At 71.4% G+C, this 18,192-nt stretch carries 15 protein-coding genes; 7 read left to right on the forward strand and 8 right to left on the reverse strand.

The annotated features are described in order from the left end of the window. The first annotated feature begins 143 nt into the window (after nucleotides 1-143). On the forward strand, nucleotides 144-1,304 hold the full coding sequence (locus WA640_RS10410; RefSeq protein ID WP_335987582.1) for an ROK family transcriptional regulator: 1,161 nt from the start codon (nucleotides 144-146) through the stop codon (nucleotides 1,302-1,304). 81 nt (nucleotides 1,305-1,385) lie between these two features. Here the strand turns inward: WA640_RS10410 and WA640_RS10415 are convergent, their stop codons facing one another. The 5 genes from WA640_RS10415 to WA640_RS10435 are packed head-to-tail and all read right to left on the reverse strand — an operon-like array spanning nucleotide 1,386 to nucleotide 8,139. Beyond that, nucleotides 1,386-3,797 (reverse strand): RICIN domain-containing protein, encoded by a 2,412-nt coding sequence (locus tag WA640_RS10415; RefSeq protein WP_335987583.1) that lies wholly within the window; start codon nucleotides 3,795-3,797, stop codon nucleotides 1,386-1,388. Nucleotides 3,798-3,828: 31 nt separating this feature from the next. Continuing rightward, a complete protein-coding gene (locus WA640_RS10420; RefSeq protein ID WP_335987584.1) occupies nucleotides 3,829-5,064 on the reverse strand; it encodes a mandelate racemase/muconate lactonizing enzyme family protein in 1,236 nt (411 codons plus the stop codon). Between the two features lies 1 nt (nucleotide 5,065). Further along, the gene (locus WA640_RS10425) at nucleotides 5,066-5,851 is read right to left on the reverse strand and encodes a carbohydrate ABC transporter permease (protein ID WP_442904741.1); all 786 of its coding nucleotides are present in this window, start codon (nucleotides 5,849-5,851) and stop codon (nucleotides 5,066-5,068) included. 42 nt (nucleotides 5,852-5,893) lie between these two features. Beyond that, a complete protein-coding gene (locus WA640_RS10430; RefSeq protein WP_335987586.1) occupies nucleotides 5,894-6,832 on the reverse strand; it encodes a carbohydrate ABC transporter permease in 939 nt (312 codons plus the stop codon). 41 nt (nucleotides 6,833-6,873) lie between these two features. Beyond that, complete coding sequence (locus tag WA640_RS10435; RefSeq protein WP_335987587.1) at nucleotides 6,874-8,139, reverse strand: ABC transporter substrate-binding protein; 1,266 nt, start codon at nucleotides 8,137-8,139, stop codon at nucleotides 6,874-6,876. Nucleotides 8,140-8,277: 138 nt separating this feature from the next. Between WA640_RS10435 and WA640_RS10440 the strand changes: the two genes are divergently transcribed. Together WA640_RS10440 and WA640_RS10445 are read left to right on the forward strand one after the other, a co-directional pair. Continuing rightward, nucleotides 8,278-9,039: a FadR/GntR family transcriptional regulator gene (locus tag WA640_RS10440; protein WP_106363831.1), complete on the forward strand. Its 762-nt coding sequence runs from the start codon at nucleotides 8,278-8,280 to the stop codon at nucleotides 9,037-9,039. A gap of 261 nt (nucleotides 9,040-9,300) precedes the next feature. Continuing rightward, entirely contained in the window at nucleotides 9,301-10,614 is a 1,314-nt protein-coding gene (locus WA640_RS10445; RefSeq protein ID WP_106363830.1) for a ricin-type beta-trefoil lectin domain protein, read from the forward strand. Between the two features lie 79 nt (nucleotides 10,615-10,693). On the opposite strand, the gene WA640_RS10450 is transcribed toward WA640_RS10445, so the two are convergent. Next, the gene (locus tag WA640_RS10450; protein ID WP_335987588.1) at nucleotides 10,694-12,088 is read right to left on the reverse strand and encodes a glycoside hydrolase family 43 protein; all 1,395 of its coding nucleotides are present in this window, start codon (nucleotides 12,086-12,088) and stop codon (nucleotides 10,694-10,696) included. A gap of 184 nt (nucleotides 12,089-12,272) precedes the next feature. Next, on the reverse strand, nucleotides 12,273-13,316 hold the full coding sequence (locus tag WA640_RS10455) for a LacI family DNA-binding transcriptional regulator (RefSeq protein ID WP_335987589.1): 1,044 nt from the start codon (nucleotides 13,314-13,316) through the stop codon (nucleotides 12,273-12,275). Nucleotides 13,317-13,469: 153 nt separating this feature from the next. On the opposite strand from WA640_RS10455, the gene WA640_RS10460 reads away from it, so the two are divergent. Together WA640_RS10460 and WA640_RS10465 are read left to right on the forward strand one after the other, a co-directional pair. Next, complete coding sequence (locus WA640_RS10460; protein ID WP_335987590.1) at nucleotides 13,470-14,930, forward strand: ricin-type beta-trefoil lectin domain protein; 1,461 nt, start codon at nucleotides 13,470-13,472, stop codon at nucleotides 14,928-14,930. Nucleotides 14,931-15,037: 107 nt separating this feature from the next. Beyond that, the gene (locus WA640_RS10465) at nucleotides 15,038-15,232 is read left to right on the forward strand and encodes a hypothetical protein (protein WP_335987591.1); all 195 of its coding nucleotides are present in this window, start codon (nucleotides 15,038-15,040) and stop codon (nucleotides 15,230-15,232) included. On the opposite strand, the gene WA640_RS10470 is transcribed toward WA640_RS10465, so the two are convergent. Further along, nucleotides 15,229-15,405, reverse strand: coding sequence for a FitA-like ribbon-helix-helix domain-containing protein (locus WA640_RS10470; protein WP_335987592.1), 177 nt, complete (start codon nucleotides 15,403-15,405; stop codon nucleotides 15,229-15,231). The genes WA640_RS10465 and WA640_RS10470 overlap by 4 nt on opposite strands. Before the next feature lie 35 nt (nucleotides 15,406-15,440). Between WA640_RS10470 and WA640_RS10475 the strand changes: the two genes are divergently transcribed. Continuing rightward, complete coding sequence (locus WA640_RS10475) at nucleotides 15,441-16,598, forward strand: RNA-guided endonuclease InsQ/TnpB family protein (protein ID WP_335987593.1); 1,158 nt, start codon at nucleotides 15,441-15,443, stop codon at nucleotides 16,596-16,598. Nucleotides 16,599-16,743: 145 nt separating this feature from the next. Continuing rightward, the gene (locus WA640_RS10480) at nucleotides 16,744-18,192 is read left to right on the forward strand and encodes a histidinol-phosphatase (protein WP_335987594.1); all 1,449 of its coding nucleotides are present in this window, start codon (nucleotides 16,744-16,746) and stop codon (nucleotides 18,190-18,192) included.

An 18,192-nucleotide genomic window follows, 5' to 3' on the forward strand; every position in this document is an offset into this window, starting at 1 on the left:
GCATCCATCGAGTTTGTCAATATGTGAAACTAACTTCGGCTCGCGATGACCCGGCGAAGACCCGCGAATGCGGCATTCGATCCCATCGCACGTCGCCCGACCGCCCCGATACCGTGGGCAGTGAACAAACCGAGGAGACCGCAATGAAGCCGACACCGGCACCCGTGGAGGAAGGCGCGCCACCGCGCGCCCCGCTCAGCGGCCTGGAGCGCAGCACGCTCCGCGAACTGCTGATCCGCGGCCCGAAGTCGCGCGCCGAGATCGCGCGCGAACTCGGCATGTCCCGCGCCAGCCTCACCCGCGTCACGCGCGCGCTCATCGAGCAGGGCCTGCTCGCCGACGGCCCCGTCGAGCTCCGCGGCGCCACCGGCAGGCCCAGTGAAGTGCTCCGCATCCGCCCCGAGAGCCGCAAGTTCCTGGGCGTCAAGCTCACCGGCGACCACCTCTTCGCCGTCGTCACCGACCTCGCCGCGCAGGCCCTCGCCGAATACGACGAACCGCTCGCCTCCCGGCGCGTCAAGGACGCCGTCGCCCAGATCGGCGCCGTCCACGAGCGCCTCGCCGAGGAGCACCCCGGCGTCGTCGCCGCCGGGATCGGCCTCGCCGGGGACGTCGTGTCCACCGACAAGGGACAGACCGTCGCGCAGTCGCCGTTCCTCGAATGGAGCGGCGTGCCCCTCGCCGCGCTCGTGAGCGAGCGGCTCGGCATCCCCGCCACCGCCGAGAACGACATGCGCGCCCTCACCGCGGCCGAGCACTGGTTCGGCGTCGGCGCCGGCCACGAGTCGATGGTGCTCATCGCCGTCGGCGCGGGGATAGGCGTCGGCATCGTCGTCGACGGCAAGGTCGTCACCGGCATCAACGGCAAGGCCGGAAGCCTGGAGCACCTGCCGATCGACCCCAGCGGCCCCAGATGCGAACGCGGCCACCGCGGCTGCGCCGCCTCCTACCTCTCGAACGCCGCGATCGTGGCCGCCCTGCGCGCCCCCGGCCTCGACTACGCGAGCGTGCTCGACCTCGCGCGCGGCGGCGACCCCGCCGCCGTGCAGGCGTTCCGCGACGCCGGGCACGCCCTCGGCGTCCTCATCGCCACGCTCGCGAACACCATGGACCCCGAGAAGATCGTCGTCACCGGCGACGGCATCGCCGTCGCCGAACTCGCCCGCGGCGAGATCGACGCCGCCGTCGCGACCTACCGGCAGCACCTCGGCGTCCCGACCCCGCTCGACATCCAGCCCTTCGACTTCGCCGAATGGGCCCGCGCCGGGGCCGTGCTCGCCATCCGGGACTTCCTCCACTTCTGAACCGCGGGTTGGTTCCGCGCGTTGACGAACCCGAACGGCCGTGCCCGGCCCGCGAGGACCGCGGGCCGGGCACGGGTCCTCCTAAGCGAACGTCCACCGCTGGTTCGCGCCGCCGTTGCACGACCACAGCACCACCTTGGTGCCGTTCGCGGTCGCCGCGCCCGACACGTCGAGGCACAGCCCCGACCCGGCGTTGGTGACCGTCCCGTCGGCGTTCCGGTTCCACCGCTGGTTGCTCCCGCCGTGGCAGGTCCAGATGATGGCCGCCGTGCCGTTGGCGGTGCCGCCCCCGGACGCGTCCAGGCACTTCAGCGACCCTCCCGAGTAGACGGTGAACTCGCCCGCGGCCGTGTAGGTCCACTGCTGGTTCGCGCCGCTCCAGCAGTCGTAGACCTGCATCTGCGTCCCGTTGGCCGTCGACTGGTTCGGCACGTCGAGGCACCGGCCCGCGCTGACCGAGCGCAGCGCGCCCGTGGTCGTGCCGCCGCCGTCCGCCCTCGGGCCCGCGTCGGCGATGATCTGCGCGGCCGTCGCCGGCACCGAGCCCGGGCTGTAGGTCGTGTTGTTGCGCACGGTGTTGCCGCGCTGGCCGTCGACCAGGCCGGTGATCGCGCTGTTGGTGGTGTAGTTCCCGGTCAGCGTGATGTCGCCGGTGAGGTTGCTGTTCTGGTTGTTGGCGTGCGCCCACTGCCCGGCCGTGCTGCGGAAGACGTTGCCCGTGGCGGAGAAGTACCGCGAGCCCTCGTCGAAGTACAGGCCGAGCTGCCCGCTGTTCTCGCAGTAGTTCCCGGAGATGGTGCTGGACGGGTGCGCCGACAGCGAGTAGATGCACCCGGCGTCGAACAGCTTCTGCACCACGTTGCGCACGTGGTTGCCGGTGACGCGGACGTCCCGCTGGGTCGTCGCGGTCTGGTAGATCGGCTGGAAGTCGTACAGGCCGCGGTTGAGGTACTCGGGGCTCCCGCCCGGATCGTTGGCGCCCCAGCCGAACCCGACGTTGATGCCGCTGTAGGGCATGTCCGACACGTAGTTGTGCGCGATGGTGAGTCTGGTGGCGTAGGTCCCCAGGATCGCGGCGTGGTCGAGGTACTCCAGTGCGGTGGCGTACACGCTGTTGTCGCTGATCTCGATGTCGCTGTTGAGCATCCGGGTGTCCGACGGGTGGTGCGCGTCGGGTCTGACGCCGCCGACGACGATGCCGCCGCCCGCGCTCGCGGTGAAGGTGTTCTCGCTGACGAGGATGTTCCTGGCGCCGAGGCCGACGCCGGTGCTGTGCGCGTTGGCGTCGTTGCCGATGCCGAGCCCGACCGACCCGAGGTTGCGGAACGTGTTGTCCGCGAACGTGATCCCGTCGGCCGCGGAGACCTGCACGGCGGCGGGGACCTGCGCCCAGCCGTTCCGCGCGGCCTCGAACCCGCGGCAGCCGGACCGGCACGAGGTGAACGCGTCGGCGGGCCGCTGGGACTGGACGCCGGTGATGAACGTGCCGGTCTGCTGGTTGGCGTACCCGTTGTTCGAGCCGGGGTCGAGCCAGCTCGTGCCGGTGAACGTGAGCCCGGTGAACGACAGGGCGCGCACCGGCTGGTCGTAGGTGCCGCCGACCTCGATCAGCGTCTCCAGCCGCGGCAGTTCCACCTTCGCGGTCGACATGCTCTGCCCCGCGAGGGGCTTGTAGTAGAGCCGCCCGGCGCTCGTGTCGAGGTACCACTCCCCGGCCTGGTCGAGGAAGCGCTTCGAGTTGAGCAGGAAGAACTGCGGGCTGCGGAACGGGTTCTGGATCGCGTCGTACCCGTAGGTGTTGTTGTCCCAGGCGGGCTGCTGCATGGTGACGGTGCGCCCGCTGATCCCCTGGACCGGCGCGAACCGGTTGGTGAACGAGAGCAGGGCCTGGAACTCGATGCGCTGCTGGCTCGGCAGCGACGCGAGGTAGTCGAAGTTCCCGTTGTTCAGGGTGAACCCGGACGCGTTGAGCGTCAGGTCCGCGGACGAGATGGAGGTGCGCGCCCGCTGCGCGAGGACGCCGTCCACATAGAGCTGCCGGGTGTCGAAGCCGGTGCCGACGTCGGCCCGGTAGATCCCGGCCGCGGCGTCGTCGAGGACCCAGCCGGTGACGGCCTGGGCGCCGGTCACGACCGGGTCGGCGCCGTCGGCGGCCCGCCAGGCCACGGTGTGGCCGTTCCTCCCTGAGTCGCGCGAGTCGAACCGGAGCGGCGCGGTGAGCCGGTAGGTCCCGTCGAGGAGGGTGACGGCGACGTCGCCGTCGCCCGCGGCGGCGGCCTGCCGGGCCCGCTCCTGGGCCTTCGCCAGGGTCTTCAGGGGCTGGGCGGAGGTGCCGGCGTTGCCGTCGTTCCCGTTGGGGGAGACGTAGATGTCGTAGGAGGTCTGTGCGTGTGCCGGGGACGCGCCGGGGCCCGCGAGGGCTCCGGCGACCGCGATGAGGAGGGCCGCTGCGAGGGCGGGGGCCCGCAGGCGCCCGGGGGGTGAATGCCGCATTGCATTCCCTTTCCGTTGTCGGCGAGGCGGTTCAGTGCTCGATGGCGGGCACCCGTCGGTCGGCGGTCGCTGCCTCGGGGTCGGCGCGCCTCGGACGGGTGGGGGATCGGTCGGGGTCGGCGGGCCGCTCGCCGGCGAGCAGGCGCAGTCCGGCGCGCTCGGGCCGGACGGCGGTCCCGGCGGGGTCGGCCGGGGCCGGGCGGCGGTCGAGCCGGGCGATGGCCTCGGTGAAGACCGTGAGCCCGAGGCCGGGGGCGTCGCCGAGGACGAACGCGCCGTCCTCGATGTCGAGGTCGGCGGTGATGCCGACGGGCGGCCGCAGGTCCTGGAGCTCGCTGACGAGGTGGTTGGGCACGGCGGTCGCGGCGTGGAGGACCCCGACCGGGATGTTCCCGACGGGGCTCACGGGGAGGTCGTGGGCGTGCGCGAGCGCGGCGACGCGCAGGAAGTGGGTGACGCCCCAGACCGCCGCGGTCTGCACGACGTCGACCCCGCCCGCCTTGAGCAGCGGCGTGAACTGCTCCAGCCCGGTGAGGTTCTCGCCGCTGGCGACCGCGGCGCGCACGCCGCGCTGGACGGCGGCGTGGCCCTCGGCGTCCCAGCGGCGCACCGGCTCCTCGACCCACGCGAGGTCCATCGTGCGCTCGATCGCGCCGACGTGCTGCACGGCCTCCTTGCGCGACCACGCCTCGTTGGCGTCGAGCATGAGGCGCGGGCGGGCCGCCCCGGCGTCGGCGAGGACGTCCCGCACGATGGCGAGCCGCCTCCGGTCCGCCTCGACGTCGAGGCCGCCCTTGAGTTTTGCGGCCCGCAGGCCGCGGTCGGCGTAGAGCCGGTAGGCGTCGGCGAGCGCCTCGTCGTCGAGTCCGATGTCGAGGCCGGACGCGTACGCCGGGACGACGCGGTCGCGCCCGCCGAGGAGCCGCCACAGCGGCTCGCCCGCGGCCTGGGCCTTGAGGTCCCACAATGCGGTGTCGAGCGCGCCGATCGCGCCGAACACCGCGCCCGCGTGCCCGGCCTTGAAGGCGCGGCGCAGCATCCGGTCGTACAGGCCCGCGACGGCCCGCGGGTCCTCGCCTTCGATCGCGCCGAAGACGCCCTCCAGCCCCGCGTGCGAGCCGAGCCCGACCCCGGTGGCGCCCTCGTCGGTGTCGACCAGGACCACCGGGAGCGTGGTGACGCCGTCTTCGAAGCGGCCGTTGGCGTCGCCGACCGGCCGGGCCCATTCCTGGACCGTGGTCAGCGTGCGGTACCCGGTGATGCGCATGTCATCCCTTCGTGGACCCGGCGGTGACGCCGGAGGCGATCTGGCGCTGGAAGAGCAGGTAGAGGACGAGCACGGGGACGGCGGCGATGAGCACGCCCCCGGCGAAGGTCGGGATGTCGGCGGAGTACTGGCCGCGCAGGGCGGTGACGCCGACCATGAGCGTCCGGTGCTCGGCCGAGGGCATGAGGAGCAGCGCGATGAGCACGTCGTTCCAGCAGAACAGCGCGTTGAGGATGCCCACCGACAGGAGCGCGGGGCGGCCCAGCGGCAGCATGATCCGCGCGTACACGCCGTACAGGGAGTTCCCGTCGATGCGGGCCGCGTCGATGATCTCGGCCGGGATGCGGCTGTAGTACCCGGTCATGAGGAAGACTGTGAACGGCAGGAACTGCGCGGTGTAGGCGAGGATCAGGCCCGGGTAGGTGTCGACGAGGCCGACCTGCCCGAGGGTCCGGGCCAGCGGGACCATGATGACCTGGAACGGGATGAACAGCGCCGCGAGGCAGCCGAGGTACAGCGCCCGCGAGCCGCGGAACCGCAGGCGGCTCAGGGAGAAGCCCGCCATGGACCCGACGAGGAGCAGGAGTGCGACGGCGCCGGTGACGACGATGAGCGAGTTCGCGAGGTACCGGCCCATGTCGGCCCCGGTCCAGGCCGCGGCGAACGCGTCCCAGCGCAGGCCCTCGGCCGGGGCGAAGCGGTCGAGTACGTACTCGTGCCGGGTCTTCATGGCGACGTTGGCGGTGAACACGAGCGGGTAGACCGTGGCGATCGCCAAGGCGGCCATGGGAATCGCGGCGATCCAGCGCCCTGCGCGCAGAGGTGCCACTCAGTCCTCCCTTCCGGAGCGCCGCAGGACGGCGAGCTGGAGCATCCCGACGACGAGCATCACGCCGAAGAGCACTGTGGACGCGGCCGAGGCGAGCGCGGGGCGGCCCATCTGGCCCTGCTGGAACCAGATGTAGTACTCCGGCAGGTAGGTCGAGCCCTCCGGGCCGCCGCCGGTCATGACGTACAGGAGCCCGAACATCGAGGTGAGCATCCCGATCATGGTGGTGACGACGACGAACTGGATCGTCTGCGACAGGCCGGGGACGACCACGTGCCTGACCACCTTCGGGATCGAGGCGCCGTCGACGCGCGCCGCGTCGATGAGCGAGGGGTCCAATGTGGCGAATCCGGCGAGGAACACCACGAGCGCCATCCCGAAGGTCGCCCAGATGTGGACGCCCACGACGGCGTACATCGCGGTGTCCGGGTCGCCGAGCCAGTCGACGGGCCCGAGCCCGACCGTCCCGAGCAGGGAGTTCGCGGGCCCGTCGAAGGCGAGCAGGAGGTTGAAGATCGCGCCGATGATGACCGGCGACAGGACCGCGGGGAAGAAGTAGACGCCCCGGTAGACCCGGTGCCCCGGCACCCGCAGGTAGATCAGGGTCGCCAGGAGCCCCGGGACGGCGACGGCGACGGGCAGCAGCAGCACGAGCAGCCCGACGTTGCGCATCGCCGCGGTGAACAGCGGGTCGTCGAACAGGGCCGCGTAGTTGTCGAGCCCGACGGCCTGCCCGTTGCGGTCGCCGTCGCCGGTGAACGAGAAGTTGACGCCGAGCGCGAGCGGGTAGAGCCGCAGCCCCGCGATGATGAGGACCGCGGGCGCGACCAGGATGTAGGGGGCGAGGCGGTCGGCGCGGTGGAATCGCTGGTTCCCGCGCCGACGCCCCCGCGCCGTCCGGACCCCCGCCCGTGCGGTGTCCGCGGCCGGTCCGAGCATCTCGGATGCGACCGGGGGAGGCGGGTTTCCGACCGGCATGTCTAGGCCGCCCCGTCGCTCTCGGCGAGCTGGGCCAGCGCATCGTCCACTGTGACCGATCCGCTGAGGAGCTGCTGCGAGAGGCGGCCCATCAGCTCCAGGGTCTCGGCCGAGAGCGCCACGTGCAGCGCGGGCTTGCCGGTCGGCAGCTGCGCCACGATGGCGGCGGTCGCCGGTCCGGCACCGGAGGCGTCGATCGTGGTGTCCGCGGCGATGGCCCCCGCGTCGGCGTAGAACGCCTCCAGCGCGGACGTCGAAGTGAGCGACCGGACCAGGTCGGCGGCCAGCTCGGGGTCGTCGGTCCACTCGGCCACGCCGTAGCCGATGCCGCCGTCGTAGGGGAGGACCGGCGCGGCCTCGGGGCTGACGACCGGGGCGGGCATGACGCCGACGTTCTCGTCGCCGATGAACTCGCCGAACTCCTTCCAGTGGCCCACGTCGGACATGAGGCCGACGACGTGGGCGGCCTCCCCGGAGTCGAAGAGCGCGAACTCGTCGTTGAACATCGCGGTGGAGTTGACGCCGTCGTTGTTGAGCCCGGCCTGCTCGGCCTCGACCCACAGCTCGAAGATCCGCTTCACACCGGGGGAGGTCCAGTCGCGGTCCCCGGCGATCCAGGCGTCGTACTCCTCCGGGCTGAGTATCCCCGGTCCGAGGCCCGACATGAAGAACTGGATGCCGTAGCCCTCCTTGTTGCCCATGGCGAAGCAGTCCGCGCCGGTCGCCTCCTCGATCTGTGCGCAGTCGGCGAGGAACTCCTCCCACGTGGCCGCGGGCGCCTCGGGGTCGAGCCCGGCCGCCTCGTACAGGGCCTTGTTGTAGTAGAGCGGGTGGCCTTGCAGGGTCACCGGCGCGGCGTAGACGTGCCCGTCCGCGGTGAACGCCTCCCACCCGGCGAGGCGCTCCATGTCGTCGGCGACGTAGTCGTCGAGGGGCACCAGCGCGTCGGTGCGGTCGCGGAGCTGGCCGCCGCCGTTGAACAGCATCACGTCGGGGCCTTCTCCGGCCTGGATGGCCGTGCCGAGGAGGTTGTAGTACTGGTCGAAGGGCTGGGCCGTGAACTCGACCTCGACGCCCGGATGCTGCTCGGCGAAGTCGGCCTTCGCGGCCTCGATATAGGACTTGGCGGTCTCGTCGCCCGACTTCCAGTCCCAGACCACGAGCGTGTCGCCGCCGCCCGAGGAGGATTCCGGTGCCGCGGCGCTGCCGCAGCCGTACAGCGCCAGCGGCGCGATGAGGGCGGTCGACCACAGTGCTCGTCGCTTCATTGCAGATCACTCTCCGTGGGGCGGCCGGGGGGTCCGGCCGAGGGTCGCGGTAAACATAACTTGTATGACGTCTTACGTCAATGGAGTGACGTATACTAAGCCGCATCCGCGACCGGCGCGGCGGCACACGGAGGCCCGATGACGACGACGCACGAGGACGGGCCCGCGCGGCCGACGTGGACGCGGCGCCCCGCCAGCCTCGCCAAGGCCGTCACCGCCGAACTGGTGCAGCGCATCGTCCGCGGCGACTACCCCGCCGGCTCGGCGCTCCCGGCCGAGCACGCCCTGTGCGACGCGTTCTCGGTGAGCCGCACCGTGGTCCGCGAGGCCGTCAAGGTCCTCCAGGAGAAGGGCCTGGTGCAGATCCGGCAGGGCTCGGGCACCCAGGTCCTGCCCGCGGCCTCCTGGAACATGCTCGACGAGCTCGTGCTCGCCGCGACCATCGACGAGGACGAGAGCCTCGGCGTCCTCGACGACCTCGTCGTCACCCGCCGCCTCCTGGAGTCCGACATGGCCCACGTCGCCGCGCGCGCCGCCGACGCCGCGGCCCTCGACCGGATGCGCGAGCTCGTCGACCGCATGGACGAGCTGGTGGACGAGCCGGAGTCCTACCACGAGCACGACCGCGCCTTCCACGACACCGTCATGCGCGCCTCCGGGAACCGCATCGCCCGCGCCGTCGTCCGGTCCCTGGAGAGCCAGGTCATCAACACCGCGCGGTACATGGGGCGCACGGAGCGGTCCCTGTGCGAGGCCTCGAACCGCGGCCACCGGCGCGTCTTCGAGTGCATCGCCGCGCGCGACCCCGAGGGCGCCGCCGCCGCGATGTTCGCCCACATCACCGAGGCGTGGCTCGTGCGCCGCGCCGCGGCCGGGGACCCCGACCGCCTCGAACGCTGAACGAGGGCGCAGAGATCCGATGTCTGCGCCTGCGCGGCACGGACATTCCGCGGCGAACTTCCGATAACGCTCGACCCTTGACGGCATACATCCAATCTATATAGACTGACGTCGATATTCAAGGCGTTGCACGGCTTCATCCGAGACGATCTGGGAGCGATTCCAGCACTCGGACGGCCGCATCCTCCTGCACGGACCTCTCATGCGACGCCGGTCCACAGTCCAGACTCCGAAGAGCCTGAACCGCAAGGAGTTCCAACCATGTCGAGATTCAGATCCGCGCTCGCCTGCCTCGGTGCGGCGGCCGTCCTGGCGTTCACCGGCGCCGCGACGGCCCAGGCCGCCGAGGCACCGGCGGCCCCCGCCGCCGACGTCACCGCCGCGGCCAGCAGCGGGTGCGGCAAGGCCCCCACGCTCAACAGCGGCACCCACACCATCCAGAGCAGCGGCCAGAACCGCACGTTCATCCTCAAGGTCCCGTCCGGCTACGACAACACCAAGCCCCACAAGCTGATCTTCGGCAACCACTGGTGGGGCGGCACCGCCAACGACGTCGCCTCCGGCGGCTCCGACGGCGCCGTCTACGCCCACTACGGGCTCGACGCGCTGGCGGGCGGCTCGGCGATCTTCGTGGCCCCGCAGGGCCTCGACAACGCCTGGGCCAACCCGAACGGCCGCGACGTGACGTTCTTCGACGACATGATCCGGACGATCGAGGCGGACCTCTGCGTCGACCAGTCGCAGCGGTTCTCCCTGGGCTTCAGCTACGGCGGGGCGATCAGCTACGCCCTCGCCTGCGCGCGGCCCGACACGTTCCGCGCGGTCATCGCGATCTCGGTCCCCGGGCCGGTGAGCGGGTGCTCGGGCGGCACGGGCGCGGTGGCGTACTTCGGCATCCAGGGCGTCACCGACTCCATGCCGAACGCGCGCGCCATGCGCGACCGGTTCGTCGCCAACAACGGCTGCGCCTCGCTGAGCCCGCGCGAACCCGCCTCGGGCAGCGGCACCCACATCACCACGAAGTACACGTGCCGCGAAGGGAAGCCGGTCCAGTGGGCCGCCTTCGACGGCGGGCACCAGCAGGGCCCGGTCGACGGCTGCACGGGCTGCGAGAGCGGCGCCCGCAGCTGGGTCAAGAACGAGGTCTGGGCGTTCATCAGCCAGTTCTCGTCCTCCACGCCGCCGGCGGGGGCCGACGAGGTCCGCAACACCGCGGCGGGCCGCTGCCTCGACGTCTCGGCGCAGTCCACTTCGAACGGCGCCGTCACCCAGCTGTGGGACTGCCACAGCGGCGCGAACCAGCAGTGGACCCGCACCTCCTCGAAGCAGCTGACCGTCTACGGCGGCAAGTGCCTCGACGCCGAGGGCGCCGCCACCGCCCCCGGCACGCGGGCCATCATCTGGGACTGCCACGGCGGGGCCAACCAGCAGTGGAACGTGAACGCCGACGGCACCGTCACCGGCGTCGCGTCGGGCCTGTGCCTCGGGACCGTGAACGGCGGCACCGGGAACGGCACCGGCGTGGTCCTGGCGGCCTGCAACGGCTCGGCGAGCCAGAAGTGGACCTTCGCCTGACAGGACGCCCGGTGCGCCCTCAGCGCCGGGCACGACAGGACGGGCCTCCCCTCGCAGGGAGGCCCGTTCCGCTGCGCCGCTAAGCGGTGAACTGCCACCAGTTCGCATTGAACAGGTAGCCGCTGCCGCCGGTGAACTTCAGGTACAGGTCGTGCGTCCCGGACGCCCCGCTCACGGCGCACGAGACGCTCGTCCAGGTCTGCCAGCCGCCCGTCCCCGGGACGGTGCAGGTGCCCACGAGCGCCCCGTTCGGGCCGTCGAGCCGCAGCTCGATCCTCCCGCCCGAGGTCGCCGACGCCACCCGCGCGGTGAACGAGCGCGCGCCCGTGCTGAAGGCGGCGCCCTTGACCTTGATCCAGTCGCCGTTCTCGATCCAGCCGACGTTCATGCCGCCCTCGGAGGCCCGCTCGGTCTCGACGCCGTTCGCCCACGCGATCGTCTCGGCCTCCTGGCGCACGAAGGGATTGAGGGTCCCGACCTGCGGCGCCCCGGTCGAGGTCATGTTGATGAGGGGGATCGTGCCGTCGGCGTTGTACGCGAAGCGCTCGACGGCCACCGACCGCGTGAAGCCGCCGCCGCCCGGCAGGGCCCCGTTGTGGTAGAAGAAGTACGAGCTCCCCTTGAAGTCGATCACCCCTGGGTGGTTCGTGAAGCTCGACCCCTGCGTGGGCATGACGGTGCCGCGGTAGGTCCACGGGCCGGTCGGGCCGGGCGCGGTCGAGTAGGCGATGAACTCCGAGCAGCACTGCGCCGCGAACACCATGTAGTACAGGGAGTTCCGCTTGTAGACCCACGGCCCCTCCTCGTACAGCGTGGGCCGGCTCGTGCCCCCGGGCCGGGTCCCGAAGCCCTGCGTGGTCAGCGGGATCTGGTTGACGCCGCCGGAGTAGGACGTCATGTCGGCGTTGAGCTTGACGTACCACAGGTTCGGGTTGCCCCAGTACAGGTACGCCTGCCCGTCGGTGTCGATGAACACGGTCGGGTCGATCTCGCCGTTCTCGACCAGCGGGTGCCCGATCGCGTCGCGGAACGGGCCGGTGGGGCTGTCGGCGACGGCCACGCCGATCGCCATGCGGCCGGTGGCGTCGTTGACCACGGGCACGTACCAGTAGAACTTGCCGCCCCGCTCCACGGCCTGGCCCGCCCACGCGTCCTGGCGGGCCCAGGCGAAGGTGTCGATGTTCAGCGGCGAGCCGTGGTCGGTCCAGTTGACCATGTCGTCGGAGGACCAGACCCGCCACTCCTTCATGGTGAACCAGGTCGAGCCGTCCTCGTCGTGGCCGGTGTAGAGGTAGACGCGTCCGTTGTGGACCAGTGGCGCGGGGTCGGCGGTGTAGATGGTCTGGACGATCGGGTTGTCGGCCTGTGCCGGGGAGGGCGACGGTTCGGCGGCGGGGCTCAGCGCGGCCGCCGCGAACCCGAAGGCCAGCGCGAGCGCGGCGAGCCGCCGCCTTCTCGGGATGGGTGTGGACATGGGGGTGCCTCTCCGGCCGCGCCCGTGCGCGCCCTGGTCGCTGACGACGAAACGTTCGGGGGATTCCTCGAACGTTAGGATGCTGCCCCCAGGGTAGCGATCGAAGTCCTATATGTAAATGGTTCGATACCTGGCCGTTTACCGTGAACATCCGGGCCGCCGGAGCGGCCCCCGCCCGGCCGCCTCAGCGCCGCGGCGGCGCGGTGCTCTCGCGCACCACCAGCTCGGTGGCGAGCTCGACCCGCTGCTGCGGCAGCGTCTCGCCCGCGGCGAGGCCCACGACCATCCGGGCCGCGGCCGCGCCCATGCCCTTGAGCGGCTGGCGGACCGTGGTGAGCGGGGGGATCATCCACTGCGCCTTCGGCAGGTCGTCGAAGCCGACGACGCTCAGGTCCTCGGGGATGCGCACGCCCAGCCGCGCCGCCGCGTGGTAGACCCCCAGGGCCGTGCCGTCGTTGCCAGCGAAGATCGCGGTGGGCGGCTCGTCGAGCCGCAGCAGCTCCTCGGCGAGGTCGCGGCCGCGCTCGATGCTGAAGTCCCCGTGGCGGACGAGCCCGGGATCGGCCGGGACGCCCGCGAGGTCGAGGGCCGCCCGGAAGCCGTCGAGGCGCGCCCGCGCGGCCTCCATGTCGCCGGGTCCGGCGACGACGCCGATGCGGCGGTGGCCCAGCGCCACGAGATGCCTTGCGGCGCTGAGGCCCCCGTTCCAGTTGCTGGCGCCCACCGACGGCGCGTCGTGCTCGGGGTCGCCGGTCGGGTCGAGCTGCACCAGCGGCACGTCGCGGCTGTAGAGCCGGTCGCTCTGGTCGGGCGCCAGCCCCGAGTACACCGAGACGACCCCGAGCGGGCGGCGCGCGAGGACCTCCTCGACCCAGTCCTGGCCCGGCACGTGGCGCCCGCCGAGCTCGGAGACGACGACGCCGAGCCGGTGCTCGCGGGCGACCTCCTCGACCCCGTTGAGGATCTCGATCGCGTAGGACCCGCGCAGCTCGTGGAAGAGCACGTCGATCAGGGCCGCGGTCTTGGCGGGCCGCCGCTGCCTGCGGTAGCCGCGGGTGCGGATGAGCGCCTCGATCTGCTCGCGGGTCGCGGCGGCCACGTCGGCGCGGCCGTTGACCACTTTGGACACCGTGGCGGTGGAGACGCCCGCCAGGGCCGCGAGCTGTGCGATCGTCAGCGGGCCGTCCGGCGTCTCGGACCCGGCCTCCGGGGGGATGGGGCTGCTCATCGCGGCAGTCTAGCGCCATGCGCCCCAGCCGTCCCGCCTCGCGTGGCAAGCGTTGACATAGTATTGACGCATCTCTATATTTAGTTCTGGAATCGCGACCTTCCGGGCGCATGAGATCGCGCGCATGCCCCCCGCACGAGAAACGGTCACTCCATGAACTGCTCACCACCCCGGCCGTCGCGCCGCCTGTCCCGCCTCCTCCTCGCACTCCTGTCCGCGCTGCTGCTCACCCCCGTCGCGGTCCTCGCGGGGGCCGCCCCGGCCGCGGCCGACACCAGCGCCTTCCGCGGCTTCAACTGGGCCGTCCTGGGGGACAACTTCGTCAAGGGCCCGCTCGTCCTCGACCGGCTGAGCCAGTCCGACAGCTACGACACCGTGCGCGCCAAGGCCGACGCGATCTACGCCGACATGGCCGCGACCATGGGCGCCAACGCCGTGCGGCTCCCCGTCAACACCCACACCGTCGGCACCGCCTGGTGGAACGCCTACCGCGGCACCATCGACGCCGCCACCGCCCGCGGCTTCAAGGTCATCCTCGCCTACTGGGAGGACGGCGCGGCCTCCGGCGGGCGCATCACCGACATGAACGCCTTCAACACGATGTGGAACACCGTCACCTCCCAGTACGGCTCGAACAGCCTCGTGTACTTCGAGCCGATGAACGAGCCCCACGGCTACAGCGCCACCGAGTGGACGAACGTCGCCGCCTCCTGGATCAGCGCCCGGCCCTCGATCCCGAAGGGCCGCATCCTCATCGGCGGCACCGGCTTCAGCCAGGACGCCAAGCCGATCTGCGCCGACTCGCGCCTGAGCGGCACGCTCGTCTCCTTCCACCACTACCAGTTCTTCTACGGCACCAAGGACTACGCCGGGTGGGTGCAGAGCGTGCGCGACCAGCTCGGCTCCTGCGGACCCCGCGCCGTCCTCACCGAGTTCGGCGCCCCCATGAACGACGGCCGCGACTACGCGAACGCCGCCAGCACCGACAACTTCGTGCGCTACCTCCGCGCCGTCACCGACGTCGCCCGCGAGCAGCGCATGGGCTCCACCTACTGGCCCGCCATCGGCGGCAAGCCCGGCAGCATCGGCTACGACTGGTACTCCATGTTCTCGGCCTCGGGCAGCGGCACGGCCATCGACCTGACCGTGCGCAACGCCTCCGGCGCCGACCGGATCCGCCACGCCTGGGGCGACGACATCGGCGGCAGCCTCACCACCCCGATCGTGAACCGCCTGTCCGGCAAGTGCATCGACGTCGTCGGCGGCTCCACCGCCGACGGTGCCGAGATCATCCAGTACGACTGCCACGGCGGCGCCAACCAGCAGTGGACGCTCCGCGACGCGGGGAGCGGCTACGTGCAGCTCGTCTCCCAGGGCAAGTGCCTCGACATCAGCGGCGCCTCGACCGCCGACGGCGCCCGGGCGATCCTGTGGACCTGCGGCACCGGCGCGAACCAGCAGTGGCAGGTCCGCGACGCCGGGAGCGGCTACGACCAGCTCGTCGCCCGCCACTCCGGCAAGTGCCTCGACGTGATCGGCTCCGGCACCGCCAACGGCGTGCGCCTCCAGCAGGCCGCCTGCACCGGCGCCGCCAACCAGCACTGGACCCTCTGACCCGAATTCACCTCCCGGACAGCGGCGGTTCGGCTCCCGGACCCGCGGAGCCAGCAAGATCAACTCCGTCCCGGCGCCCGCCGGGCCGCCGCACTCCGGAGGACCCCATGACCAAGCAACACCCCGAAGGCACCGACCGCCGGGGCTTCCTGCGCGGCGCGGGCCTGCTCGGCACCGCCGCGGCGGCCGCTGCCGCCACTCCCGCCGCCGCCCGCGAGCGCCGCGGCGGGTACCTGTGGCTGGCGGGCGACCACCACCTCCACAGCCCCTACCGGTATCCCGGAAAGTGCTCCGGCCTTTAGATCGGAGGTGAATCGGGGGCGATTGCCCGCTCGCGGTCCCTCCTAGCGGGACTGTCGAGCACGGTCTCCAGCAAGTGGACGATCTCGGCGTTGACCGATCGGTGATCGGTTCTGGCCTTGGCCTTGAGTCTGGCGTGGAGATCGTCGGGGATCCGGACGGTAAAGGTCGCCATGGCACCATCCTACACCATTCTGGTATCATTCCGGTGTGCTTCTGCGGTATCGGTACCGGGTCTATCCGACGCGCCCCCAGCGTCAAGCACTGGCTCAGGCGTTCGGGTGCGCCCGCGTGGTGTTCAACGATGCTGTCGCCGCACGCAAGCACGCCCACGCCGAGGGCCTGCGGTACCCGACCACGGCTGCGTTGTCGAAGGCGCTGATCACCGACGCCAAGCGCACCCCGGAGCGAGCGTGGCTGGGCGGGGTGTCGGCGGTGGTGTTGCAGCAGGCCCTGGCCGACGCCGACAGGGCGTACCGGAACTTCTTCGCCTCGATCAAGGGGAAGCGGGCCGGGACGCGGATAGGTCCGCCCCGGTTCAAGCGCCGATCGAACACTCAAGCGATCCGCTTCACCCGCAACGCCAGGTTCAAGGTGCTGGCGGGCGGGCGATTGCGTCTGCCGAAGATCGGCGACCTCAAGGTCGCGTGGTCGCGGGAGCTGCCTTCCGCGCCCAGCTCGGTCACGATCATCAAGGCCCCCACCGGCAGGTACTACGCCTCCTTCGTCGTCTCGGTTGACGACGGCGCTGAGCTCCTGGAGCCAATCAGCGACAACGACGCCGAAACCGGGATTGATCTGGGACTGAAGTCGTTCGCGGTGCTGCGCGGCGGCAAGGTGATCGACTCGCCGAAGTTCTTCCGCAAGCTCGAACGCAAGCTCAAGAAAGCCCAGCGGGAACTCTCGCGGAAACAGCAAGGCTCATCGAACCGGGTCAAGGCCCGGATCAAAGTCGCGAAGATCCACCAGAACGTCAAGGACACCCGCTTCGACTGGGTGAACAAGCAGGTCTATACGCTGGTGAGCGAGAACCAAGCTCTCTACGTCGAAGACCTCAACGTTCGCGGGCTCAGCCGGGGCCGTGCCGCGAAGTCGGTGCAGGACGCCTCGTTCGGGATGTTTCTTGACCGTCTCGAATCCAAGGCGCAGCGCGCCGGGCGCACCTTCGCGAAGGTCGACCGGTACTTCCCGTCCACGCGACTGTGCTCGACCTGCGGCGCGCTCACCGGGCCCAATGGCCTGGAAGGCCTGAAGGTCCGCCAGTGGGCATGCGGGTGCGGCGCGGTCCACGGCCGGGATGAGAACGCCGAGATCAACATCCGGCGAGAAGGACAGCGCATGGTGGCCGCCGGGCAGTCGGACACCTGAAACGCCTGCGGAGGGCTGGTAAGACCGGGGAGACCCGGCGCGGCCCATTGAAACAGGAACCCACCCGTAGCCGGGTCGTGCCAACGGACCGCAAGCCGGGAATCTTCTCCCTTCAGGGAGGAGAGGATGTCAAAGCAACGACGCCATGTACCGCGTCGACGACCAGGCCGTGCGCGCCATCGCGGGCGGCCTGGACTGGATCGCCATCACCGACCACGGCAACAAGCCCTTCGCCGCCCACAGCATCGCCCCGCAGCACGAGGACCTCGCCGCCGCCCGCGACCGCCACGGCGACGACCTGCTCGTCTTCGGCGGCCTCGAATGGAACATCCCCGCGGGCGAGCACACCACCCTCATGATGGCGCCCGGAGACGGCGAGGCCGAGGTCCTCCAGGAGTTCGTGAACGCATACGACGCCAACGTGGTCGGCGCCCGCGACGGCACCCCCGAGAACGAGGCGCTCGCGATCGAGGCCCTCGCGAACCTCAAAGCCGCCGTAGAAGACGGCCACCTCGCCGACGCCCTCGTCCTCCCGAACCATCCGGCTCGCAAGGGCATCGACTCCCCGGCCGAGCTCCGCGCCTGGCAGGACGCGGCCCCCGGCATCGTCATCGGCTTCGAAGGCGCCCCCGGCCACCAGGCCGCGGGCCTGCCCGCGCCCGGCATGGCCCGCGGACGCGGCCTCTACGACTCGAACCCCGGCGGCCACTCCTTCCCCGGCTACCCCGCCGAGGGCTACCGCACCTGGGGCGGCTTCGACTGGATGACCGCCACCGTCGGCGGCGTGTGGGACAGCCTCCTCGCCGAGGGCCGCAAATGGTGGATCACCACCACCTCCGACGGCCACCAGGGCTGCGGCGACTGGGTCCGCAACCCCGTCGACCCCCTCGACCAGACCGGCTACGACACGATCCCCTACAACGACGCGGGCGACACGTTCGAGTCGACCGGCGTCTACCCGCCTCCCGTCGGCACCGGCCGCCCGGTCGCCGAGTACTCCTCGTTCCCGCCCGGCGCCTACAACCGGACCTGGGTGGGCGCCACCGACTTCAGCCACCGCGCCGTCATGGACGCCATGCGCGCCGGACGCATGTGGGTCTGCTTCGGCGACCTCATCGCCGGACTCGACATGCGCCTGCGCGTCAAGGGCCGAGGCGGCTCGCGGCACAGGGCCGGGCTCGGCGGCACCCTCGACGTGCAGCCCGGCACCGAAGTGGAACTCGTGCTCGCGATCGACCTCGCCGACGGCGTCAACCACGCCGGCCTCCTCCCGCGCCTCGCTCGCGTCGACGTCATCGCCGGGAAGGTCACCGGCCCCGCCGCCGACCCCAACACCATGACCGCGCCCGACACCCGCGTCGTCCACTCTTGGGACGTGAGCGGCGAGACCGGCTCGATCGAACTCGTCCACGCCTTCACCGTCGAATCCGGCATGTACGTCCGCGTCCGCGGCACCGACGGCAAGCGGAGCCAACCGGGATACCTCGGCACCGAGGTCGACCCCCTCGGCCCCGCCCTCGACGTCCCCGGCCAAGTCGACCCCTGGGAAGACCTCTGGTTCTACACCAACCCGATCTTCGCGAGCACCGACTAG

Origin of the sequence: Glycomyces sp. MUSA5-2 (assembly GCF_037034145.1) — a bacterium.
GTDB lineage: Bacteria > Actinomycetota > Actinomycetes > Mycobacteriales > Micromonosporaceae > Glycomyces > Glycomyces artemisiae.

What these genes read in the sequence shown, in the direction of transcription:
- WA640_RS10440 (WP_106363831.1), top strand. Translation starts at nt 8,278, where the DNA reads ATGACGACGACGCACGAGGACGGGCCCGCGCGGCCGACGTGGACGCGG.
- WA640_RS10455 (WP_335987589.1), bottom strand. Translation starts at nt 13,316, where the DNA reads ATGAGCAGCCCCATCCCCCCGGAGGCCGGGTCCGAGACGCCGGACGGC.
- WA640_RS10465 (WP_335987591.1), top strand. Translation starts at nt 15,038, where the DNA reads ATGACCAAGCAACACCCCGAAGGCACCGACCGCCGGGGCTTCCTGCGC.
- WA640_RS10430 (WP_335987586.1), bottom strand. Translation starts at nt 6,832, where the DNA reads ATGCTCGGACCGGCCGCGGACACCGCACGGGCGGGGGTCCGGACGGCG.
- WA640_RS10410 (WP_335987582.1), top strand. Translation starts at nt 144, where the DNA reads ATGAAGCCGACACCGGCACCCGTGGAGGAAGGCGCGCCACCGCGCGCC.
- WA640_RS10445 (WP_106363830.1), top strand. Translation starts at nt 9,301, where the DNA reads ATGTCGAGATTCAGATCCGCGCTCGCCTGCCTCGGTGCGGCGGCCGTC.
- WA640_RS10470 (WP_335987592.1), bottom strand. Translation starts at nt 15,405, where the DNA reads ATGGCGACCTTTACCGTCCGGATCCCCGACGATCTCCACGCCAGACTC.
- WA640_RS10425 (WP_442904741.1), bottom strand. Translation starts at nt 5,851, where the DNA reads ATGGCCGCCTTGGCGATCGCCACGGTCTACCCGCTCGTGTTCACCGCC.
- WA640_RS10460 (WP_335987590.1), top strand. Translation starts at nt 13,470, where the DNA reads ATGAACTGCTCACCACCCCGGCCGTCGCGCCGCCTGTCCCGCCTCCTC.
- WA640_RS10415 (WP_335987583.1), bottom strand. Translation starts at nt 3,797, where the DNA reads ATGCGGCATTCACCCCCCGGGCGCCTGCGGGCCCCCGCCCTCGCAGCG.
- WA640_RS10480 (WP_335987594.1), top strand. Translation starts at nt 16,744, where the DNA reads ATGTACCGCGTCGACGACCAGGCCGTGCGCGCCATCGCGGGCGGCCTG.
- WA640_RS10450 (WP_335987588.1), bottom strand. Translation starts at nt 12,088, where the DNA reads ATGTCCACACCCATCCCGAGAAGGCGGCGGCTCGCCGCGCTCGCGCTG.
- WA640_RS10420 (WP_335987584.1), bottom strand. Translation starts at nt 5,064, where the DNA reads ATGCGCATCACCGGGTACCGCACGCTGACCACGGTCCAGGAATGGGCC.
- WA640_RS10435 (WP_335987587.1), bottom strand. Translation starts at nt 8,139, where the DNA reads ATGAAGCGACGAGCACTGTGGTCGACCGCCCTCATCGCGCCGCTGGCG.